The 20,891-nt window shown below is 63.6% G+C and carries 16 protein-coding genes and 1 tRNA gene; 9 read left to right on the plus strand and 8 right to left on the minus strand.

The genetic code is table 11. From position 1 onward, the window contains the following. The first annotated feature begins 33 nt into the window (after positions 1-33). Positions 34-1,257 (plus strand): lytic murein transglycosylase, encoded by a 1,224-nt coding sequence (locus FJ426_RS13295; RefSeq protein ID WP_140496283.1) that lies wholly within the window; start codon positions 34-36, stop codon positions 1,255-1,257. A gap of 27 nt (positions 1,258-1,284) precedes the next feature. After that, the gene (locus FJ426_RS13300) at positions 1,285-2,514 is read left to right on the plus strand and encodes a DUF459 domain-containing protein (RefSeq protein ID WP_140560304.1); all 1,230 of its coding nucleotides are present in this window, start codon (positions 1,285-1,287) and stop codon (positions 2,512-2,514) included. A 154-nt stretch (positions 2,515-2,668) separates the two neighbouring features. On the opposite strand, the gene FJ426_RS13305 is transcribed toward FJ426_RS13300, so the two are convergent. Both FJ426_RS13305 and gltB read right to left on the minus strand, forming a co-directional pair. Continuing rightward, positions 2,669-4,123 carry a glutamate synthase subunit beta gene (locus FJ426_RS13305; protein WP_140496285.1) on the minus strand — a complete coding sequence of 485 codons (1,455 nt, stop codon included), beginning with the start codon at positions 4,121-4,123 and terminating at the stop codon, positions 2,669-2,671. A 142-nt stretch (positions 4,124-4,265) separates the two neighbouring features. Beyond that, a complete protein-coding gene (gltB, locus tag FJ426_RS13310; protein ID WP_140560303.1) occupies positions 4,266-8,990 on the minus strand; it encodes a glutamate synthase large subunit in 4,725 nt (1,574 codons plus the stop codon). A gap of 473 nt (positions 8,991-9,463) precedes the next feature. Between gltB and FJ426_RS13315 the strand changes: the two genes are divergently transcribed. Continuing rightward, entirely contained in the window at positions 9,464-10,516 is a 1,053-nt protein-coding gene (locus tag FJ426_RS13315) for a low specificity L-threonine aldolase (RefSeq protein ID WP_140560302.1), read from the plus strand. Between the two features lie 73 nt (positions 10,517-10,589). Here FJ426_RS13315 and FJ426_RS13320 read toward each other — a convergent pair whose 3' ends face one another. Next, complete coding sequence (locus FJ426_RS13320; RefSeq protein ID WP_140496288.1) at positions 10,590-11,057, minus strand: Hsp20 family protein; 468 nt, start codon at positions 11,055-11,057, stop codon at positions 10,590-10,592. 470 nt (positions 11,058-11,527) lie between these two features. Between FJ426_RS13320 and FJ426_RS13325 the strand changes: the two genes are divergently transcribed. Together FJ426_RS13325 and FJ426_RS13330 are read left to right on the plus strand one after the other, a co-directional pair. After that, positions 11,528-12,508, plus strand: coding sequence for an alpha/beta hydrolase (locus FJ426_RS13325; RefSeq protein WP_140496289.1), 981 nt, complete (start codon positions 11,528-11,530; stop codon positions 12,506-12,508). A gap of 283 nt (positions 12,509-12,791) precedes the next feature. Continuing rightward, entirely contained in the window at positions 12,792-13,235 is a 444-nt protein-coding gene (locus FJ426_RS13330; protein ID WP_140825230.1) for a hypothetical protein, read from the plus strand. 24 nt (positions 13,236-13,259) lie between these two features. On the opposite strand, the gene hisN is transcribed toward FJ426_RS13330, so the two are convergent. Together hisN and FJ426_RS13340 are read right to left on the minus strand one after the other, a co-directional pair. Then, positions 13,260-14,033, minus strand: a complete 774-nt coding sequence (hisN, locus tag FJ426_RS13335; protein WP_140513691.1) for a histidinol-phosphatase — start codon at positions 14,031-14,033, stop codon at positions 13,260-13,262. A 383-nt stretch (positions 14,034-14,416) separates the two neighbouring features. Further along, positions 14,417-15,358 (minus strand): N-formylglutamate amidohydrolase, encoded by a 942-nt coding sequence (locus tag FJ426_RS13340; protein WP_140560300.1) that lies wholly within the window; start codon positions 15,356-15,358, stop codon positions 14,417-14,419. 164 nt (positions 15,359-15,522) lie between these two features. Here FJ426_RS13340 and FJ426_RS13345 point away from each other — a divergent pair, with 164 nt between their 5' ends. Together FJ426_RS13345 and FJ426_RS13350 are read left to right on the plus strand one after the other, a co-directional pair. Continuing rightward, the gene (locus FJ426_RS13345; RefSeq protein ID WP_006199474.1) at positions 15,523-15,885 is read left to right on the plus strand and encodes a response regulator; all 363 of its coding nucleotides are present in this window, start codon (positions 15,523-15,525) and stop codon (positions 15,883-15,885) included. A 116-nt stretch (positions 15,886-16,001) separates the two neighbouring features. Beyond that, positions 16,002-16,076: transfer RNA gene (locus tag FJ426_RS13350), tRNA-Val, on the plus strand. 692 nt (positions 16,077-16,768) lie between these two features. Here FJ426_RS13350 and FJ426_RS13360 read toward each other — a convergent pair. Then, complete coding sequence (locus FJ426_RS13360) at positions 16,769-17,101, minus strand: hypothetical protein (protein ID WP_140496294.1); 333 nt, start codon at positions 17,099-17,101, stop codon at positions 16,769-16,771. A gap of 193 nt (positions 17,102-17,294) precedes the next feature. On the opposite strand from FJ426_RS13360, the gene FJ426_RS13365 reads away from it, so the two are divergent. Together FJ426_RS13365 and FJ426_RS13370 are read left to right on the plus strand one after the other, a co-directional pair. Continuing rightward, on the plus strand, positions 17,295-17,576 hold the full coding sequence (locus tag FJ426_RS13365) for a hypothetical protein (RefSeq protein WP_140560299.1): 282 nt from the start codon (positions 17,295-17,297) through the stop codon (positions 17,574-17,576). Positions 17,577-17,803: 227 nt separating this feature from the next. Beyond that, positions 17,804-19,039, plus strand: coding sequence for an MFS transporter (locus FJ426_RS13370; RefSeq protein WP_140513694.1), 1,236 nt, complete (start codon positions 17,804-17,806; stop codon positions 19,037-19,039). Here the strand turns inward: FJ426_RS13370 and FJ426_RS13375 are convergent. Continuing rightward, positions 19,026-19,871: an EamA family transporter gene (locus tag FJ426_RS13375; protein ID WP_140496297.1), complete on the minus strand. Its 846-nt coding sequence runs from the start codon at positions 19,869-19,871 to the stop codon at positions 19,026-19,028. The two genes, FJ426_RS13370 and FJ426_RS13375, sit on opposite strands and share 14 nt — an antisense overlap. A gap of 7 nt (positions 19,872-19,878) precedes the next feature. Next, the gene (locus FJ426_RS13380) at positions 19,879-20,787 is read right to left on the minus strand and encodes an endonuclease/exonuclease/phosphatase family protein (protein WP_140560298.1); all 909 of its coding nucleotides are present in this window, start codon (positions 20,785-20,787) and stop codon (positions 19,879-19,881) included. Positions 20,788-20,891: the final 104 nt, after the last annotated feature.

Here is a 20,891-nt window from a genome sequence, read left to right on the forward strand (position 1 = left end):
ATGGTCTTTCCCAAGACGGAGAAGGAGGAAAAGATGTCCGTTCGCAATGCCGCAAAGCGTTTCACCAGCGTCATGACGGCCGCCAGCCTCTCGCTCGCCATGCTGATGCCTGCCGGGCCGGCCTTCGCCGATGCCGGCTTCCGGCAATGGGTCGCCGGCTTCCGCGCCACCGCGGTGCAGGGGGGCGTTTCCGGCGCCGTCTATGACCGCGCCTTCAGGGGCATCGACGAACCCGATCCGGTGGTGCTGGAAAAAGCCCGAACCCAGCCGGAATTCACCGCGCCCGCCTGGGATTATTTCGACAACCGCGTCCACGACCAGTCGGTCGCGGTCGGCCAGCAGATGGCCAGGAAATGGAAGCCGTGGCTGGACAGGATCGAGGCGAGGTTCGGCGTTGACCGCAACGTCCTGCTGGCCATCTGGTCGATGGAATCCAACTATGGCGAGATCCTCAAGCGCGACGACATCATGCGCAATGTCGTCCGCTCGCTGGCGACCCTGGCCTATGGCGATCAGAAGCGGTCGAAATATGCCCGCACGCAACTGGTCGCCGCACTGAAGATCCTCCAGACCGGCGACATCGACGAGAGCCACCTCATGGGTTCCTGGGCGGGCGCCATGGGCCAGACCCAGTTCATCCCGACCAGCTACCAGCACTATGCCGTGGACATGGACGGCAACGGCAAGCGCGACATCTGGAATTCCATTCCCGATGCGCTGGCGACATCAGCCAATCTGCTCAAGAAGAATGGCTGGCAGGCCGGCAAGACCTGGGGCTACGAGGTGGCCTTGCCGGCCGGCAAGCTGCCTGCAGGCTCCAGGACGCTGGCGCAATGGCAGGCGCTCGGCGTGGTCAGGGCGAGCGGCAAGCCGTTCAGGAACCTCAGCGACAAGGCGACGTTGAAAGTACCGGATGGCCGCGGCGGCCCCGCTTTCCTGATGATCAGGAATTTCTCGGTCATCAAGGCCTACAACAATGCGGACAAATACGCGCTTGCCGTTGGTCTTCTTGCCGACGAGATCGCCGGTTCCACCGGCCTCGTACAGGACTGGAAACGGCCTTTCACCAAGCTGACGTTCGAGGAAAGGCAGGAATTGCAGAAGCGGCTCTCCCAGCACGGCCTTTATGACGGCAAATTCGACGGCAAGATCGGCGACGGGTCGAAGTCGGCCATCATGGCCTATCAGGCAAAGGTCGGCTTGACCCAGGACGGCTATCCGAGCATGGAAGTGCTAAAATGGCTCAGGCAAAAATAGGGCCTGTCATGAACTGAGGAGGAGCGATTGGCTTGGGCTGCGCGCATCGGGACCTTCATTCCCCGCATGCTGGTGCTGTTCCTGGCCGTCGCCGTGCTCGCCGTCGCCATGGCAGGCGCCTTCCATGCCCCCGCCATGGCGCAGGAGCAGCAAAGCCGCGGCTGGTCATTGCGTGACCTTCTGTTCCCGCGCCGCAGCGAGCGGATCGAGCCGCCGCTGGACATCCAGAAACCAAGGCCCAGGCCCAAGGCAAAAAAGCCGCGCGCGCCGCGTCCGCCCGCGGAACCGGAAATCCCGATCGCCGAGAAGGCGCCGGACGCCCGGGTCGTCCTGGTGGTCGGCGATTTCATGGCGGCCGGGCTCGCCGAAGGTCTAGACACCGCCTTTGCCGAGAATACCGGCGTCAGGATCGTCGTTCGCTCCAATGGCTCGTCGGGCTTCGTGCGCGATGATTTCTACAATTGGCCGGAACAGATCAAATCATTGATAGAGACCGAAAAGCCCGCCGCCGTGGTCGTGATGCTGGGTTCCAACGACCGCCAGCCGATGAAGGTGGGGGATGTGCGCGAGCAGCCCCGTTCGGAGACCTGGACCAAGGAATACGAGCGCCGCACCGAAGCGTTCGGCAAGGCCATCGCCACGGCCAAGGTGCCTTTCCTGTGGGTCGGCATGCCGGCGTTCAGGGTTTCGAAGATGACATCCGACATGCTCGCCTTCAACGACATCTACCGTCAGGCGGCCGAAAGCCATGGCGGCGAATTTGTCGATATCTGGGATGGATTCGTCGATGAGAACGGCGCCTTCGTCACCAGTGGCCCCGACATCAACGGCCAGCCCGTGCGGCTGCGCTCCGATGACGGCATCAACATGTCGAAGGCCGGCAAGCGCAAGCTCGCCTTCTATACCGAAAAGCCGCTGATGAAGGTCCTGGGCCTGGCCGCGCCGGGAAGCGTCGCCCCGACCGCTGCTCCTGCCGGCGCGCCGGTCGAGGCGCCGGCGCCGGCCGCCGCTCCCATCGTCATTGACCGCACCGCGCCGATGCTGCTCAGCGATCCGGCGCTCGACGGCGGCACGGAACTGCTCGGCGCCGGACCGCCCGCGAAGGCCAACCCGGGCCTGCCCGGCGAAAAACTGGTAGTCGAGGGCAAGGCGCCGGTGGCTTCGCCCGGCCGCGCCGACGATTTCGCCTGGCCGCCGAAGACAAATCCGGCAGCCGCGGCCGCCAGGGCTGGCACGACGACGGCCATCACTCCTTAGCAACGCGGAGGGCCCGAAACCGTTTTCGGAACTCGCTGCTGCGAGCCATAGGATGGCGTTTTCGAGAACCGGAGCGAGCGTACTTTTTGGGTACGGGAGCACCGGAAGCGCAGAAAACGCCTTATGGCCGCAGCAGTAGAGTTTCCAAACGGGCTCAGCGGGGCAGGACGCTCGAACCCATCAATGCCTCGTCGATCGAACGCGCCGCCTGCCGACCCTCGCGGATCGCCCAGACCACCAGCGACTGGCCGCGGCGCACGTCACCCGCGGCATAGAGCCTGTCGACGCTGGTCCGGTAGTCGCGGTCATTGGCCTCGACATTGCGGGAGCGTCGGCTGTCGGTGACGATCTTCATATCCCCTTCGAGCTCCGACACCACGCCGGCCATGGCCGGCCCGGCAAAGCCGATGGCGATGAAGGCGAGATCGGCGCGGATGACGAACTCGGTGCCGACGATCGGTCGGCGCTTATCGTCGACCTCGCAGCATTTGACACCGGTCAGCTGGCCTTCCTCGCCGATGAATTCGAGTGTCGCCACCTGGAATTCGCGCTCGGCGCCCTCGGCCTGCGAGGAGGAGGTGCGCATCTTGGTCGCCCAGTAGGGCCAGACGGCGAGCTTGTCTTCCTTCTCCGGCGGCTGCGGACGGATGTCGAGCTGCGTGACGCGCACGGCGCCTTGGCGGAAGGCGGTGCCGACGCAGTCGGAAGCGGTATCGCCGCCGCCGACGACGACGACATGCTGGCCGCTGGCGATGATCGGGTGCGACGGCCACGCCACCGACTGGATCGGCTCGCCGCCGACACGCCGGTTCTGCTGCACGAGATAGGGCATCGCGTCATAGACGCCGCCGAGATCGTCGCCGGGGATATTGGCCGCGCGCGGGGTCTCGGATCCGCCGCAATAGAGCACCGCGTCATGCTCGGCGAGCAGTTCGGCCACGGGCTTGTCGATGCCGACATTGACGCCGCAATGGAAGGTCACGCCTTCGCCCTGCATCTGCTCGATGCGACGATCGATATAGTGCTTCTCGATCTTGAAGTCCGGAATGCCGTAGCGCATCAGCCCGCCTGGCCGGCTTTCGCGCTCGTAGACATGGACATCATGGCCGGCGCGGCCGAGCTGCTGGGCGGCGGCCATGCCGGCCGGGCCGGAGCCGATGACGGCGACGCGCTTGCCCGTCTTCCTCTCCGGCGGATAGGGCCTGATATGGCCGGTCTCGTAGGCCTTGTCGGCGATCGCCTGCTCGACCGTCTTGATGGCCACCGGAATGTCCTCGAGGTTCAGCGTGCAGGCTTCCTCGCAAGGCGCGGGGCAGATGCGGCCGGTGAATTCGGGGAAATTGTTGGTCGAATGCAGGTTGCGGATCGCATTGTCCCAGTCCCTGTTATAGACGAGGTCGTTCCAGTCCGGGATCTGGTTGTGGATCGGGCAGCCGGTCGGCCCGTGACAGAACGGGATGCCGCAGTCCATGCAGCGCGCGGCCTGTTTCTCGACCTCCTTGTCCGACATCGGCAGCGTAAACTCGCGGAAATGCCGGATGCGGTCGGAGGCCGGCTGATACTTGTGCACCTGCCGGTCGATCTCGAGAAAGCCTGTTACCTTGCCCATAGTCCAGTTCCTGCTGTCCAGATGGTGCGGTTTTCGCCGCACCCGTTAACCTCTTCAGGCAGCCGTGGCAACCTTCCGCGAGAGGTCAAATTATCAGTGACATGGAGCCGGGAAGCCTGGGCTTCCCGGCCTTTGCGAAGATCTATTCGGCCGCCACGCTCATGCGCATGCGTTCCATCTCGATCAGCGCGCGGCGGTATTCGACCGGCATGATCTTGCGGAATTTCGGCCGGAACGCCGCCCAATTGTCGAGGATCTCGCGGCCGCGCACCGAACCCGTATAGTGCACGTGGTTCGAGATCAGCTGATAGAGCCGCTCCTCGTCATGGCTGGTCATGTCACCCGAGACGTCGACGCGGCCCTTGTGGTCGAGGTCGCCGCCATGATGCAGCAGCTTTTCCATCAGGTCGTCTTCTTCCGGCACCGGCTCCAGCTCGACCATGGCCATGTTGCAGCGCTCGGCGAAATCGCCCGCCTCGTCCAGCACATAGGCAACGCCGCCCGACATGCCGGCGGCGAAGTTGCGGCCGGTCTTGCCGATGACGACGACGATGCCGCCGGTCATGTATTCGCAGCCATGGTCGCCGACGCCCTCGACGACGGTGACGACGCCCGAGTTGCGCACCGCGAAGCGCTCGCCGGCGACACCGGCGAAATAGGCCTCGCCTTCGGTAGCGCCATAGAGCACCGTGTTGCCGACGATGATGGACTCGGCCGCGACGATCTTGGCTTCATCCGGCGGCCGGATGACGATGCGGCCGCCCGACAGGCCCTTGCCGACATAGTCGTTGCCGGCGCCGACCAGCTCGAAGGAGATGCCGCGCGCCAGGAAGGCGCCGAAGGACTGGCCGGCGGTGCCGGTCAGCTTCACCTGGATCGTATCCTCGCGCAGGCCCTTGTGCCTGAAGCGCTTGGCCACCTCGCCCGACAGCATGGCGCCCGCCGAACGATCGACATTGCGGATGTCGACCTCGATCTTGACCGGCTGCTTGGCCTCCAGTGCCGGCTTGGCCAGCTCGATCAGCTTGCGGTCGAGCACGTCGTCGATCGGGTGCTTCTGCCGCTCGGTCCAGTGCACCGCCTCATGTGGCGCATCGGGCTTGTAGAACATCCTCGAGAAGTCGAGCCCGCGCGCCTTCCAATGCTGGATCACGTCGCGCTTTTCCAGGAGATCGGCGTCGCCGATGATCTGGTCGATATGGGTGAAGCCCATTTCGGCAAGCAGTCCGCGCACCTCTTCAGCGACATAGAAGAAGAAGTTGATGACGTGCTCGGGCGTGCCCTTGAAGCGCTTGCGCAGCACCGGATCCTGCGTCGCCACGCCGACCGGGCAGGTGTTGAGATGGCATTTGCGCATCATGATGCAGCCGGCCGCGATCAGCGGCGCGGTCGAGAAGCCGAACTCGTCGGCGCCGAGCAGCGCGCCGATGATGACGTCGCGGCCTGTGCGCAATCCGCCATCGACCTGCAGCGCCACGCGCGACCTGAGACCGTTGAGCACCAGCGTCTGGTGCGTCTCGGCAAGGCCCATCTCCCACGGGCTGCCGGCATGCTTGAGCGATGTCAGCGGCGAGGCACCCGTGCCGCCATCGTAACCCGAGATGGTGATGTGGTCGGCGCGCGCCTTGGCGACGCCCGCCGCGACCGTGCCGACCCCGACCTCCGACACCAGCTTGACCGAAATGTCGGCCGCCGGGTTGACGTTCTTCAGATCGTAGATCAGCTGCGCCAGATCCTCGATCGAATAGATGTCGTGATGCGGCGGCGGCGAGATCAGGCCGACGCCGGGCGTCGAGTGCCGGACCTTGGCGATGGTGGCGTCGACCTTGTGGCCGGGCAACTGGCCGCCCTCGCCGGGCTTGGCGCCTTGCGCCACCTTGATCTGCATGACGTCGGAGTTGACGAGATATTCGGCCGTCACGCCGAACCGTCCGGAAGCGATCTGCTTGATCGCCGAACGTTCGGGGTTCTTGCCGCCGCCGGGCAGCGGCAGATAGCGGTCTGCCTCTTCGCCGCCCTCGCCAGTGTTCGACTTGCCGCCGATGGCGTTCATGGCGCGCGCCAGCGTCGTATGCGCTTCCCTGGAGATCGAGCCGAACGACATCGCGCCGGTCGAGAAACGCTTGACTATCTCGGCCGCCGGCATGACGTCGTCGAGACGGACCTTCTTGCGGCCGGTATCTTCCGCCAGCTTGATCTTGAACAGGCCACGAATGGTCTGCGCGCGCGCCGTCTCGCTGTCGATCTGCGCGGAATACTCCTTGAAGGTCTCCCAGGACCCCTGGCGCACGGCGTGCTGCAAGGTGGCGACCGCGTCGGGCGACCACATATGCGCCTCGCCACGCATGCGGAACAGGTATTCGCCGCCCACATCCAGGCTGTTGCGCAGCACCGGATCGTTGCCGAAACCATCCGTATGACGCCTGAACGTCTCCTCGGCGATCTCGTCCAGCCCGACGCCTTCGATCAGCGTGGCGGTGCCGGTGAAATACTTCTCCACGAAATCGGTCTTCAGCCCGATCGCGTCGAAGATCTGCGCGCCACAATAGGACTGGTAGGTCGAGATGCCCATCTTCGACATCACCTTGAGGATGCCCTTGCCGATCGACTTGATGTAGCGCGACACGACTTCGTAGGCGTCGACCTCTTCCGGCAATTCGCCGCGCTTGTGCATGTCGAGCAGCGTGTCGAAGGCGAGATAGGGATTGATCGCTTCGGCGCCGTAGCCGGCAAGACAGCAGAAATGATGCACTTCGCGCGGCTCGCCGGATTCCACGACGAGCCCGACCGAAGTACGCAGCCCCTTGCGGATCAGATGATGATGCACCGCGGCCGTGGCCAGAAGCGCGGGAATGGCGATGCGGTCCGGCCCGAGCTGGCGGTCGGACAGGATGATGATGTTGTAGCCGCCGGCGACCGCCGCTTCCGCCCGCTCGCACAGCCGATCGATGGCGCCCTGCATGCCGGCCGCGCCCTCGATCGAGGCATAGGTGATGTCGATCGTCTTGGTGTCGAACCGATCCTCGGTGTGGCCGATGGAGCGGATCTTTTCGAGATCGCCATTGGTCAGGATCGGCTGGCGCACTTCCAGCCGCTTGCGGCGCGAACTGCCGACCAGGTCGAAAATGTTGGGCCGCGGGCCGATGAAGGACACCAGGCTCATCACCAGTTCCTCGCGGATCGGATCGATCGGCGGATTGGTGACCTGGGCGAAGTTCTGCTTAAAATAGGTGTAGAGCAGCTTCGATCTGTCCGACATTGCCGAGATCGGCGTGTCGGTGCCCATCGAACCGACGGCTTCCTGGCCTGTGGTGGCCATCGGCGACATCAAGAGCTTGGTGTCTTCCTGGGTGTAGCCGAACGCCTGCTGGCGGTCGAGCAGGCTGACATCCTTGCGCAGCGCGCGCGGCTCGACCGGCTTCAGGTCCTCCAGGATGAGCTGCGTATTGGCGAGCCAGGTCTTGTAGGGATGCCTGGTGGCGATCTCCGACTTGATCTCCTCGTCGGAAACGATGCGGCCCTTGGCAAGATCGATCAAGAGCATGCGGCCGGGCTGCAGCCGCCACTTCTGGACGATCTTTTCCTCCGGCACAGGCAGCGCGCCGGCCTCCGACGCCATGATGACCCGGTCGTCGTCGGTGACGATGTAGCGCGCTGGCCGCAAGCCGTTGCGGTCGAGCGTGGCGCCGATCTGGCGCCCGTCGGTGAAGGCGACCGCGGCGGGCCCGTCCCACGGCTCCATCAGCGCCGCGTGGTATTCGTAGAAGGCCTTGCGGTCGGCGTCCATGAGCTTGTTGCCGGCCCAGGCTTCCGGGATCAGCATCATCATGGCGTGGCTGAGGCTGTATCCGCCCTGGAACAGGAACTCGAGCGCATTGTCGAAACATGCGGTGTCGGACTGGCCCTCATAGGAGATCGGCCAGAGCTTGGAGATGTTGTTGCCGAACAGCTCCGAATCCACCGACGCCTGGCGCGCCGCCATCCAGTTGTTGTTGCCGCGCACGGTGTTGATCTCGCCATTATGCGCGACCATGCGATAGGGATGCGCCAGCTTCCACGAGGGGAAGGTGTTGGTGGAGAAGCGCTGGTGGACCAGGATCAGCGCCGTTTCGAAGCGCGGATCGGACAGGTCCTTGTAATAGGCTCCGACCTGATAGGCCAGGAACATGCCCTTGTAGACGATGGTGCGCGCCGACAGCGACACGCAGTAGGCGCCGATGTCCTTGTTGTCGTTCTCGGCGTAGATGCGGCCCGATATGACCTTGCGCAGCAGATAGAGCCTGGCCTCGTACTCCTCGTCGTCGGGAATGTCGGCCGTGCGGCCGATGAAGACCTGCCGGTGGAACGGCTCGGATGCCACGATATCCGGAGCCTTGGAAAGCGACGAATTGTCGACCGGCACGTCACGGAAGCCGAGCAGCGGCAGCCCCTCGGACTGCGCCGATTCGGCAATGATGTCCTCGACATGGGCGCGCAGCGCGGCATCCTGCGGCATGAACCAATGGCCGACGCCATACTGCCCCGCCGACGGCAGCTCGACGCCCTGCGCGGCCATCTCCTCGCGGAAGAAGCCGTCGGGTATCTGCACCAGCACGCCCGCGCCGTCGCCCATCAGCGGATCGGCGCCGACGGCGCCGCGATGCGTCAGGTTTTCGAGCATGGAAAGCCCGTCCTCGACGATCGTGTGCGACTTCGCGCCCTTCATGTTGACGATGAAGCCGACACCGCAGGCATCGTGCTCGTTGCGCGGATCGTAAAGGCCCTGGGCGGTCAAACCGGTGCGGCGGGTATTGGCCAGGGTTTTGACGGCTGCCGCTTTCGTCTGCGCGGCCTTGCCGTTCGTCGCAGCGTGCGTCAATTCCGTCATCGTCCTGTCCTCCATTCCGCGTCCTTGCGGGCGCTGGTTTGCCTCGGGAAGCGCATTGCTTCCCCTTCATCCTTACGGCACGTCTTGCGAAATCCTTGCCGAACCATGCGGCTCGCCGCGCGGTTCGCATCCGGTATCGTACAGGCCAGAGCACGGCCGTCCACCTGTCGCTCGCGGCAAAAGCCGGAGAGGCTTAGAATACGCCAATCCAGCCTGTTTTGCGCGACAAAATAAGACAGCACTACTGTCCTAAATTTTTATGGCAGAAAAGCCGGGCGCATACAAGACCGATTCACAAAAAACTTCGGGGTTCCGCGACACAAAGCTTCGTGAAATACCCGCTAAACGCAAGCTTCCGTCCCTGCCGGTTTTCGGCAGCTCGCTGGCTTTACCCGTTTTCTGGCGTCTGGCCCTTGCGAGCCAGCCATGAAACCGGTCAAGGTTGCAGCGATTTTCCCAGCACAGGCAGATGCATGTTCTTCGCTTCCGACAATTGGGCAGGCGCCCACCCCAACATCGCCTCCGGCCTCTCGGCCCACGCCGGCGGCTTTTCCACTGCCTATGGCGATGGCGCGCTCGACCAGGCCGTCTGCCAGCGCTTCAGCGAAATCTTCGAACGCGAGGTTGCGGTGTTCTTCGTGGCCACCGGCACCGCCGCCAATTCGCTGGCGCTGACCGCCTACAACAAGCCCGGCGGCATTTCCTTCGCTCATCGCGAATCGCATGTCATCGAAGATGAGTGCGGCGCACCGGAATATTTCTCTGGCGGCTCGCGGCTGCATGCCGTCGATGGCGCGCTGGGCCGGATCGATCCGCACAATCTGGAAACGGCGATCGGCCGTTTCGCCGGCGAGGTGGTCCATTGGGGCCGGCCGATGGCGGTCTCGATCACCCAGTCGACGGAGGTCGGCACGGTCTACGGCCTGCATGACATCGCCGCGATCTCGGCCATCGCGCGGCAACATTCCGTGCCATTGCATATGGACGGCGCCCGCTTTGCCAATGCACTGGTCGCGCTCGACACGACGCCCGCCGAAATGACCTGGAAAAGTGGCGTCGACATACTGTCTTTCGGCGGCACCAAGAACGGCTGCTGGTGCGCCGAGGCGATCGTGCTGTTCGATCTCGAGCGTGCCCGGGAATTGGCCTTCCTGCGCAAGCGCGCAGCCCAGCTGTTTTCCAAATCGCGCTTTATCGCGGCACAGTTCGAGGCTTATTTCCGCGACGGCCTGTGGCTCGACACCGCCAGGCACGCCAATGCCATGGCTGCCCGTCTTGCCGCGGCGATCGAGGATTCCCAGACGGCGAAACTGGCTTGGCTGCCGCAAGCGAACGAGGTTTTCGCGGTGATGAAAAAGGCTGAAGCCGACAGGCTGCAGGCGGCGGGTGCTGTTTTCTACGACTGGCACAAGCCGCATGGCTTCGAAGGCCATATCGGCGAGGACGAATTGCTCTATCGCTTCGTCACCAGTTTTGCGACGACGTCAGAGGAAGTCGACCGCTTTGGCCATTTGATCGCCGGGTAATTGCTGTTCCCGGCAAATAAAAAAGAAGCGGCGCCTTTCGGCGCCGCTTCCGTCTCGGGAGGAGACTTAGGGATTACGCAGCGGTCTTGGCCTCGATCTGCTTGGCCTTGGCCGGAGCCGAAGTGATCGCGATCTTGCGCGGCTTCAGTTCCTCGGGGATGTTGCGCTTCAGGTCGACAAAGAGCAGGCCGTTCTTCAGCGTGGCGCCCACGACCTCGACGTGGTCGGCAAGCTGGAAGCGGCGCTCGAAGGCCCTGGAGGCAATGCCGCGATAGAGCAGTTCGGAACCCTCGCCGGTGCCCTCATCCTTGCGCTCGCCTTTCACGGTCAGCACATTGCGGTGGGCCTCGATCGAGATCTCCTCGTCCGAGAAGCCGGCGACAGCCATCGAGATGCGGTAGGCATCCTCACCGGTGCGCTCGATATTGTAGGGCGGATAGGTCTGCGCGCCGTCGGGCTGCGCAAGGGAATCAAGCATGGTGAAGAGACGGTCGAAGCCGACGGTCGAGCGATAGAGCGGGGAAAAATCAACGTGACGCATGGTGTGTTCTCCTGTTGAGCAACAAGGTTTGCGTTTGGCCGGTGCGAAACCCGTGAGCGGCGTTCCGGTTTGACCAGCGGCCCCGACATTGGCGGCCGCAATCCACATTTGGGGAGCGGGCAAAGCCATTTCAAGATTTTGCCTCCCGGCAAAAATCGAGGATGAACGGCAGATGAACCGGCGCTTTTGCGCGCGTTCAGACAGCCGCCGCTAGACTGCTCTCGACATCAAGGACAAGCGGCGCCGGATTTGCATGGACCGGGCGCCGCGACGAGGCCGAACCGGGTGCAACGTCCCTTCCTCCCGGATCGACAGGGGCCGGAAGCGCGCTCATAGCGGCTTCCGGCCTTCCCTGTTGCCGATCCGACGCCTCCCGGAATTCCTTTGCTTTTGGCCCATGGACGGCTATCAACCTTGGCGAGGCCGGCCACGACAGGCAGGCATGCGAGACGCCGAGCACGAAGCGCCGAATGACGGATCTCCTTTTTCACGAAATTCCCCTTTTTCATGAAACTGAGGGCAACCCGCGACCGGAAAACGCCACCGGCGGCTTTTTTACGGCACGCGACGGCAAGAAGATACGCTATGGCCTGTTCGCCGCGGTCGCCCGCCCGATGAAGGGCACCGTGGTGCTGCTGTCCGGCCGCAACGAGTGCATCGAGAAATATTTCGAAACCATTCGCGATCTTGCGGCGCGCGGTTTTGGCGTCGCCACGCTTGACTGGCGCGGCCAAGGCGGCTCCGACCGGCTGATCCGCGATCGCCAGCGCGGCTATATCAGGTCCTTCCGCGACCACACGGCCGACCTTGAACAGTTCTTCGAGGAGATCGTGCTGCCGGACTGCCGCGGGCCGTACTACATTCTTGCCCATTCGGCCGGCGCCGTGATCACGCTGCTTGCTTCGCCCTCCATGGTCAACCGCGTGCGGCGCATGGTGCTGATCGCGCCGTTCTTCACCTTGCCCGACCTGCCGGTCTCGATCCGGACGGTCCGCCGCGTCTGTTCGCTGTTTTGTGCCCTGGGCCTTGGCCGGCTTTACGCCGCCTGGGGGCCGCGGCCGAAGGTTACCGCTCCCTTCGACACCAACAAGGTAACGACGGATCCGGAACGCTACCGCCGCAACACCAAGATCTACGAGGATCACCCGCAACTGGCGCTTGGCGGCCCGACGATCCGCTGGCTGAGAGCGGCTGCCGAAGCCGCGGAAGCGGTAAGCGATCCCGAATTCATGGCCCGCATCCGGGTCCCCCTGCTGGTCATCGCCGCCGGTGCCGATCAGGTCGTCTCGACCAAGGCCGTGGAAGCCTATGCCAGGCGTCTGCGCCTCGGCTCGCTGCTCATGATCGACGGCGCGCGTCACGAGATCCTGCAGGAGGCCGACATCTACCGCGAGCAATTCCTCGCCGCCTTCGACGCTTTCATTCCCGGCAGCGACGACCCGACGGCCTGAGGGCGCGTATTGCCGAGCCGGCGCCGGTTCCGGCTCATGCTTGGCGAAAACTCCATGATCCGGTTGGTCCCCAGGTCGCTCGCTATCCGCTGACAACGCCCGTTCCCAGCGCCCGCGTCTTGCGCGATCAATGTCGGACGATGATCGCGCCGACGCCTCGGCAATTCTAACGGCTACGCCTGCCTCCTGCTCAACCGGAGGCAACTTGACGCCAGTTCCCGTTCGGGGCCCGAGCGCTAGTTACCGTCCGCAGAGGTCAGTCGACGGATCGGGAGGAGCGGCCATGAACGCATCGGACACGCTGCCACGCCAGGGGCATCGCCTGCTGCAGCTCGGCATCGCCCTCCTGCTGTTTTCGTCAGTCGAAGGGTTCGCCATCCCATACCTCGCCGCACCGCGGCTCGGATTGTCGGTTCACACGCTCGGTGCCTTGCAAGGCGTCCTGCTGCTGGTTTTGGGTCTCGTCTGGTCCAGGCTCAATCTCGGCGTCGCGATGTCGCGGATTGCGTTCTGGTTCCTGATCTATTCAGCCTTGGCCATCCTGGCAGCCTATGTGATGGCCAGCCTCTGGGGAGCCAGCAACGAGACGATGCCGCTGGCGGCAGGAGCCGCGCATGGAAGCGCCTTTCAGGAGTACGCGATCAAAGCCATCGCCTATTCGTCCGCGCCGACCGGCCTCATCGCTTTCGCGCTCATTCTATGGGGCCTGCGTCTCTCGGACGCCTAAAGCGCATCGCGGCGAAACGGATGCTCAGCCGCGCAGGGCCGCCATCGCCGCTGCATGGAGCTCGGGCGTCGCCGCCGCCAATATATCGCCGCCATTCTCGGCCGGCCCGCCGTCGAAGGTGGTGACCACGCCGCCCGCCTTCTCGATGATGGGGATCAGCGCCACGATGTCATAGGGCTTCAGTCCGGGATCGGCGACGATGTCGACGCTTCCCGCGGCGACCATGGCGAAGGCGTAGCAGTCGGTGCCATAGCGAGCGAGTTGCACCTGCCTCTCGAACTGGTCGTAGCGCAGGCGCGCCTCGCCCTTGAACAGCGCCGGCGTCGTGGTGAACAGCGTTGCTTCAGCAAGGCTCGTCGTCTTGCGCGTGACCAGTTTTCGCGGCCCGCCCGGCCCCTCATAATGAGAACCGGAAGCGTTAGCGTAGAAGAGCTCGCCGGTGAAGGGCTGCGACATCAATCCGGCAACGGCATCGCCCTCCACCGTCAATCCGACCAGCGTCCCCCACACCGGCAGGCCGGAGATGAAGGCGCGCGTGCCGTCGATCGGATCGATCACCCAGACATGCCTGCTGGAAATATTCTCGCTTCCGTGCTCCTCGCCGAGAATGCCATGGTCCGGATATTGCGCCGATATCAGCGCCCGGATGGCGCGCTCGGCTTCGCGATCGGCTTCGGTGACCGGATCGAAGCTGCCCTTTTCCTTGTTGGCGACCGCACCCTGGCTGCGGAAGCGCGGCAAGGTTTCCGCCGCCGCCGCTTGCGCGATGCGGCGCATGAAATCGATGCTGATGTCCAACTGATTCTCCCGCATTGCAGCATGGCCGAGCCCACGTGTGCCGCCAGTTCCGCGCCAAGACAAGGGTGTTCCAGGATTTTTCGCCGCGCCGACTGTTGCCAGAATAACACGCCGGCGCCACCGAAGCGCAATTTCCACATCACTCTGAATTAAAAAAGCCGGTAGGTCGCTTGACATTTGTGCAGCGCACCATACCCTTGATCTCGGACAGGGTTTCCTGTCCATGCCCTCCTTGGGCGTTTCCTCCCTAGACTTCGACCGTATCGTGCGAACGATGCGGTCTTTTTTTCGCCGCCAGTTCCAATCCCCGCCAATCCCGATCCATGTCGCCCAAGACTATGCGGCGGTTGAGGATGGCGCCATCTAATGAAACCAGGATCTATTCACTCCGCGGCCAGCGGCAGATCCATGAAATGGTGGTCGGGCATGGCCATCAGGTCGGCCGAAAATCGCGCCAGGTCGTCGGTCAGCGCATCGAAACCGGCCGCTTTCTCGAATGTGCGCTCATTCATGTAGAGCCCGCGATTGACCTCGATCTGCAGCGCATGGAGATGGCGCGCCGGGCGACCGTAGTGTTCGGTGATGAAGCCGCCGGCATAGGGCTTGTTGTGGGCGACGGTATAGCCCATGGCGTTGAGCAGGCCGATCGCGGTCTCGGTCAATGCCGCGGTGGCTGAGATGCCGAAGCGGTCGCCGATGATGAAATCGGGCCGCAGGCCGCTGTCTCCGACGCGGATGCTCGCCGGCATGGAGTGACAGTCGATCAGCACGGCAAAGCCGAAACGCGCGTGGGTTCGCGTCAACAGCCGTTTCAGCGTCTCATGATAGGGTTTGTAGACGGCCTCTATGCGGGCAACCGCTTCGGCCAGCGGCAGGCGACCGGAGTAGATGTCGAGGCCTTCACCGACCAGCTTCGGAACGGTGCCGAGCCCGCCGGCCACGCGCGCGGAACGGATGTTGCAGAAGGATGGCACCGGCTCGGCGAACATGCGCGGATCGAGTTCCCACGGCTCGCGGTTGACGTCGAGATAGGCACGCGGGAAATTAGCCGCGAGCATCGGCGCGCCAAGCGCCACCGCGCCGCCGAACAGCTCGTCGACATAGCAGTCCTCGGACCGGCGAATGGCGTTGCGGTCCAGCCTTGCCATGGCGAGGAAGCGCTCCGGATAATGGCGCCCGCTGTGGGGTGAGTTGAAGAGGAAGGGGACGCGCTGCTCGGCGCCCGACCGGATTTCGAAGGGGGGAACGACCGAAAAATCCTCGGCTGCCGTCTTCAATTTGAACGAACCCGAAAACACCAATGCATCATGGGATGAAAGTGCCACCTTGACGGCCGCATGTCCAGCATTTCGGCGCCGGCACCGCCTTTGCGAATGCGGATTATGCCGCGCCTCGTTCACTTGATGTTTACCCTCGCCTCCTCATATACAGGATGGTTAACGGCCCTGCCTTTCGGCAGAGTCCGGGCGGGTGATTCGGACGGGATATCATGGCACGCATTCTTCTGGCGGAAGACGACGACGATATGCGTCGCTTCCTCGTCAAGGCGCTGGAGCGCGCCGGTTACCAGGTCAGCGACTTCGACAACGGCGCCAGTGCCTATGAGCGGCTGCGCGAGGAACCGTTCTCGCTGCTTTTGACCGATATCGTCATGCCGGAGATGGACGGCATCGAGTTGGCCCGCCGCGCCACCGAGATCGATCCCGACCTCAAGGTCATGTTCATCACCGGTTTCGCCGCCGTTGCGCTGAACCCGGATTCCAAGGCGCCGAAAGACGCCAAGGTGCTGTCGAAGCCGTTCCATCTGCGCGACCTCGTCAACGAGGTCGAGAAGATGCTGCAGGCGGCCTGAGCCGTTTTTGCCCAAGGCATCGGCGACTATCGGCCGGTGCGGCAAAACGGAGCCTTCTTTCCCCTTTCCTGCTATTGACGCGCCGGATCAAAAATGGTGTATGCGCGGCTTCGGATGGGCGTGTAGCTCAGCGGGAGAGCACTGCATTGACATTGCAGGGGTCACAGGTTCAATCCCTGTCACGCCCACCATCCTTTCAAAGACTTAGTCTCTTGTGCCGATTGGCACAGAACGGCACAAAACGCCCACTGAGCTCCTGAATAGTGCCCTTGAGTATTCCGATGCGGCCGATCCGTGACAGCTTGTGTGTTACGCCCGATATGGCGGGGTCAAGAAAAAAGCCGAACGGAACAACCAGCGCCGTGAGAAGTTAGCCGGCACGCTTCCCTCCGCCCTCCGTCGGCTCAATAGCCCCGTCTGCGCTCGCGCCGGGGCGGGGTTTCTGCGTTTTGGGCATCTACCTCCAATTGCCAACCGAATCGCTCTTTCGGGTGACTTTCTTAAAGGAGTGAACTGTTCAAATCTGGAGTCTCTCTAAGCGGGAGGAACGGATGGGCAGCGATTTCGAGGCCGCACGACGACACCTGAAGCGCGCGCGCCAGTGCCTTCATGGCGATGATCACGTGAGCAGAGAAACGGTTGAGAGAATCGATGAGATGATCATAGCCCTGGCCGCGGAGGAGTGCTCTTCGTTTGGCTCCCTCTTCCCCTTCGGCCATCGAACGACGCGGAACTCTGAGGCCGCCTCGTCCAAGGCATAGCTCTACCTGCCGAAGGCAAACACTCGCGGTCCGTCGAGGCCCCGCTGGCTCCGGCCGGCCGGCTCTTCTGTAGACTTGATGAAAAGGCCGGAGCCAACAACCGCTCCGGCCCTGTTCCGTCGTCAGTCATTGCAGCTGTCGTCGGCCTTTGCCGCCGCGGTCTTGCCGCCATGCTGCTGCGCCTCGATATCCTGCTGCGATGTTGCGAGATTCTTGTCACCGCCGCCTTCCGCCCCTGCCAACGGCATTGTGCTGCCATCCTTGGCGGCCGGTTTGCCGGCACTATCCTTGGCCTTCGGAGTTTCCAAGGGCGCGTGGGTACCATCTTTCGAAATACCGGCTGTCTGTTGGGTGTCGGCGCCCGTGTTGGCAGCCGACTTGTCCGGACATGCCGCGATTGCAGAGCCCGCAGAAAACGACACCGCAAGCGCGATTACTAAAGCCATTTTCATCATGCTCGTCCTTCTGTTTGAGTGCCCTGCGGGTGAAACTAACGGCGCTTTTCTTTGTTCCGGGCCGGGCCGTATGTCGTCATCGACGCACCACAACCGGCACGTTGATGCCACGGCGACGGCGCCAGATACTCCACGGAAGCGTTCGCCGACTCCCTTGTTATGCGGCCGAAGGGATACTCACCAGGAGTGAATGATGAAACGACTTCTTCTCGCTTCCGTCGTAATGATTCTTTCCGGCGGCCTTGCCCTGGCGCAATCGACCAATACGACGTCGAGCGGCTCCTCCTCCACGACGACAACGATGCCGACGGATCAGAACACGGACTCGACCACGACCAAGTCGACCAACTCCGCTAAGGATTGCGCACCGGGCCAACAGACAGGCAGCGCCAAGGAGTCAGCTCCCGGTCAGCAGGATACCAGCGCCAAGTCCGCGGCCCCTGGCCAGATGGAAACGACGACGGAAGGTTGCTGACCGCATTGCCGCTGATGTCTCGACTCGCAACCTTGGCCTCCAGGTGCCTCGCGTCAGTTGGAACCACCTGCTGAGCTGATAGCCCGTCGGCTTCGGCCGGCGGGTGTCCAATGAATGCGGCTGTGGACTCGGTGACCCCCTACGCAAACGTGACCAAGTTCTCTGAAAAGTGACTGACGATTGTCCGCCTCGACGCGATAACGTTCCTCGACATCAGGAGGAACGCCTTGAAGCTCAATTCGCAGCAGAAGAAAACCGTCCTTGCCTCATTCCTGGGCTGGACGCTCGACGCTTTCGATTTCTTCCTTCTGACATTCCTGCTCACCGACATTGCGTCTGAATTCCAGACCGACGTCCCGGCGGTGTCAAAGGCGCTTTTCCTGACCCTTGCGACGCGCTTCATTGGCGCGTTCTTCTTCGGCACGTTGGCAGACAAATTCGGGCGCAAGCCCATCCTGATGCTCAACATCGTCAGTTATTCCGTGATCGGCGCTTTGGCCGCCTTCTCGCCCAATCTCGGCATATTCCTGGCGCTGCGCGCACTGTTCGGCATCGCCATGGGCGGCGAATGGGGACTTGGCTCCTCGCTTGCCATGGAATCCATCCCGCCCAGCGCCCGCGGCATGGTCTCGGGCATCCTGCAATGCGGCTATCCGGCCGGCTACCTCCTAGCGGCGGTCGTCTATGGCCTGCTCTATCACCAGACGATCGGCGGCTACACGATCGGCTGGCGCGCCATGTTCCTGCTCAGTTTCATCCCGGCCCTGATCGTCCTTTTCATCCGCTCACATGTTCCGGAATCGCCGGCCTTCGTCGAGGCGCGGAAGACCGCAAGGCCCGGCATGCTGGAGACACTGCAAAAGCACTGGGGCGTCGCCCTCTATGCGGTGGTGCTGATGATGTTCTTCAACTTCTTCAGCCACGGCACGCAGGATCTCTACCCGACCTTCCTGAAGAAGCAGCATGGCTTCGATCCGCACACGGTGAGCTGGATCACCATCGTCGCCAACATCGGCGCCATCGTCGGCGGCCTGGCGTTCGGCGCGCTTTCCGAGAAGATCGGCCGCGTCAACGCGATCACGCTCGCCTGCCTGATCGCCTTGCCGTCCATCCCGCTATGGGCCTACAGTTCGACGCCCTTCATGCTGGCCATCGGCGCCTTCGTCATGCAGGTCGCGGTCCAGGGCGCCTGGGGCGTCATTCCGGTGCACCTCAACGAGCTCTCGCCCGGCGCGGTGCGCGCGACCCTGCCCGGCTTCATCTACCAGGCCGGCAATCTCGCGGCCTCCTATGGCGGTCCCTATCAGGCGGGCATAGCCGAGGCTCCCGGAGGCAGCTATGGCTACGCGTTGGCGCTATTCGCCGGCGTGGTCGCCGTCTGCATCATCATCGTCATCCGCTTCAGTCCGGAACGGCGCGGCCAGGTGATGACCGTGCTGGACCACGACGTCAGCCGAGTCTGAGCGCCACGACGCCGGCGACGATGCTGAGCGCGGCGGCGCCGCGCCAGCCCGTCATCTTCTCGCCGAGCGCGAACACCGAGATCACCATGGCGAACAGGATGGAGGTCTCGCGCAGCGACGCCACCGAGGCGATCGGCGCCTTGGTCATAGCCCACATGACGATCCAGTAGGCAGCGCCGCTCAGCACGCCGGTGAACAGCCCCGCTTTCCAGTCCCGCGCCAGCACCGGCAAGGCCCGCGGTCCACGGAAGATCAGGCACAACACCAGCGCTCCAAGCGCATCGCACACGAACAGCCAGGCGGCATAGCTCTGCGCCGTGGCCGCCAGCCGCGCCCCGCTGCCGTCGGACAGTGTGTAGCTGGCGATGAAGATCGAGGTCCCCAGCGCAAAGCCCACCGCGCGCAGGTTCAATCGTTCCAGATGCGCGCCGCCGCGAAACGACATCACCAGCGTTCCGGCCGACAGTAAAAGGATACCCAGAATGGCGAGCGGCGCCGGCACTTCGGCGACCACGAACATACCGCCAAGCGCCGCCAGCAAGGGCGCGGTGCCGCGCGCCAGAGGATAGGTCTGGGCGAAGTCGCCGGCCTGGTAAGCGCCGATCAGGAAGGTCCGGTAGCCCATGTGGAAGACGACGGAGGCAATGATATAGAGCCAGACTTCCGCCCTCGGCACCTCGACGAAGGGAAGTGCGAAAAGCGCGGCAAATCCCATGCCAAGCGTCATCAGGGTGATCGACAGGAAGCGGTCGAGATGGACCTTGACCAGCGCATTCCAGATCGCGTGCATCGCGGCCGCGGCAAGCACCGCGAAGAAGACGAAAAGCGTCATTTGGGCCTCATCCGCCTCCGGGGCCGGCGGGCGTTTCGAGATCGATGTCGATCCTGACCGGAAAATGATCGGAAGCCACTTCGCCAATGTCCGAGCTGACGGAGCGCACACGACCGGCAAACAGGCCGCCGACGAAGCAATGATCGAGCCGGCGCTTTGCCAGCCTGCCGTCGATGTTCTTCTCATGCGTGTGGAAGTCATCCGCCGGTTCAATCGCCACGGCAGCGGCATCGACGAACCCATCCAGATAGGCGGCACCGCGATGATAGGGCGTGCCGCCGACGATGCGGCGGTATTCGGCGCTGCCCGGCTCCATGTTGAAATCGCCCATCCAGATCGCCGCCAGCGGGTTCTCCGGCTCTGGCTCGCCATTGCTCCAATTGCGCGCCGGCTCGTCGTCGGCGCCGCTCCACGGCCCCCCATCGGAGGGCGCCCGGCGATGCTCGGCAAGCAGATAGTCGATCTGCTCGAGCCGTTCTTCAGCCGCGACATGGGCGAGATGCAATGAAAGCACCCGCACCGGACCCGCCGGCGTGCGGATCATGCATTCGAGCGCCGCGTTGCGGGTGTTGAGCGGCCGCAGTGTGCGGCGCATCGGCAGCGCATGCAGCCGCGACCAGACGATCGGCAGCTTCGACAGCACCATGGTGCCGAACTGCCGGCGCCGGTTGACGATGCGGCCGTCGCGCTGTTCGCTGGCGTCCATGTCGAAGGCCGGGCCGTACACCCAGTGATAGTCCGGCAGCAGCCGCGAAAGCAGCTCTGGCTGGTCGTCGAAATTGCTGCGCTGCCAGTGCCGCTCGACCTCCTGCAAGGCGATGATATCGGCGCCGGCAACAATGCGCGCGGCGCGCGCCGGATCGTAGAGGCCGTCGCTGCCGAACCCGTATTGGATATTGTAGCTGACCAGCTTCATTCTTGTCCGGCTCAGTTTGGTGACGGCAGTACCGTTTCGACGGCGACCTTGCAATGGACCGCCGCGGCGGCCCGGCTGGGCCACGACGCAAAGGCCCCTCGCCT

This window comes from Mesorhizobium sp. B2-6-4 (assembly GCF_006441495.1).
In the GTDB taxonomy this organism is placed as follows: Bacteria; Pseudomonadota; Alphaproteobacteria; order Rhizobiales; family Rhizobiaceae; genus Mesorhizobium.